Source organism: Bacteroides caecigallinarum (assembly GCF_016901995.1).
Taxonomy (GTDB): Bacteria; Bacteroidota; Bacteroidia; order Bacteroidales; family Bacteroidaceae; genus Phocaeicola; species Phocaeicola cellulolyticus.
Window position 1 is genome coordinate 1 of record NZ_JACJLE010000170.1, and the last position, 363, is coordinate 363.

At 46.6% G+C, this 363-nt stretch carries 1 protein-coding gene; it reads right to left on the bottom strand.

Annotation, left to right across the window (positions count from 1 at the left end; all coding sequences use genetic code 11):
• The coding region (locus H6A61_RS16330) for a reverse transcriptase domain-containing protein (protein WP_262897258.1) at positions 1 to 363 on the bottom strand (363 nt) is incomplete at both ends.

A 363-nucleotide genomic window follows, 5' to 3' on the forward strand; every position in this document is an offset into this window, starting at 1 on the left:
CCATGATTCAGGATTCCGCTGCGGAGATATTTGTGTATAAGACTAACCACTCTTCCATCCTTTATTGTACGGCTCAGTATTTCTATCAGACGACTGTGGCATACGGTATAGAAGAATCGCTCGAGGTCAAGGTCTACTACATATTTGTAGCCTGAATTGACGATGTCTTTCGCCCTGCGTAATGCAGCATGACAACCACGTCTCGGACGGAAACCGAAACTGTTCCGACTAAACTGAAATTCGTAGATGGGGGGCAGTACTTGGGTGATGGCTTGCTGTATCAGTCGGTCTACAACGGTCGGTATTCCTAACTGTCGCATCTTGCCGTTATCCTTAGGAATTTCCACTCTAAGGACAGGATTG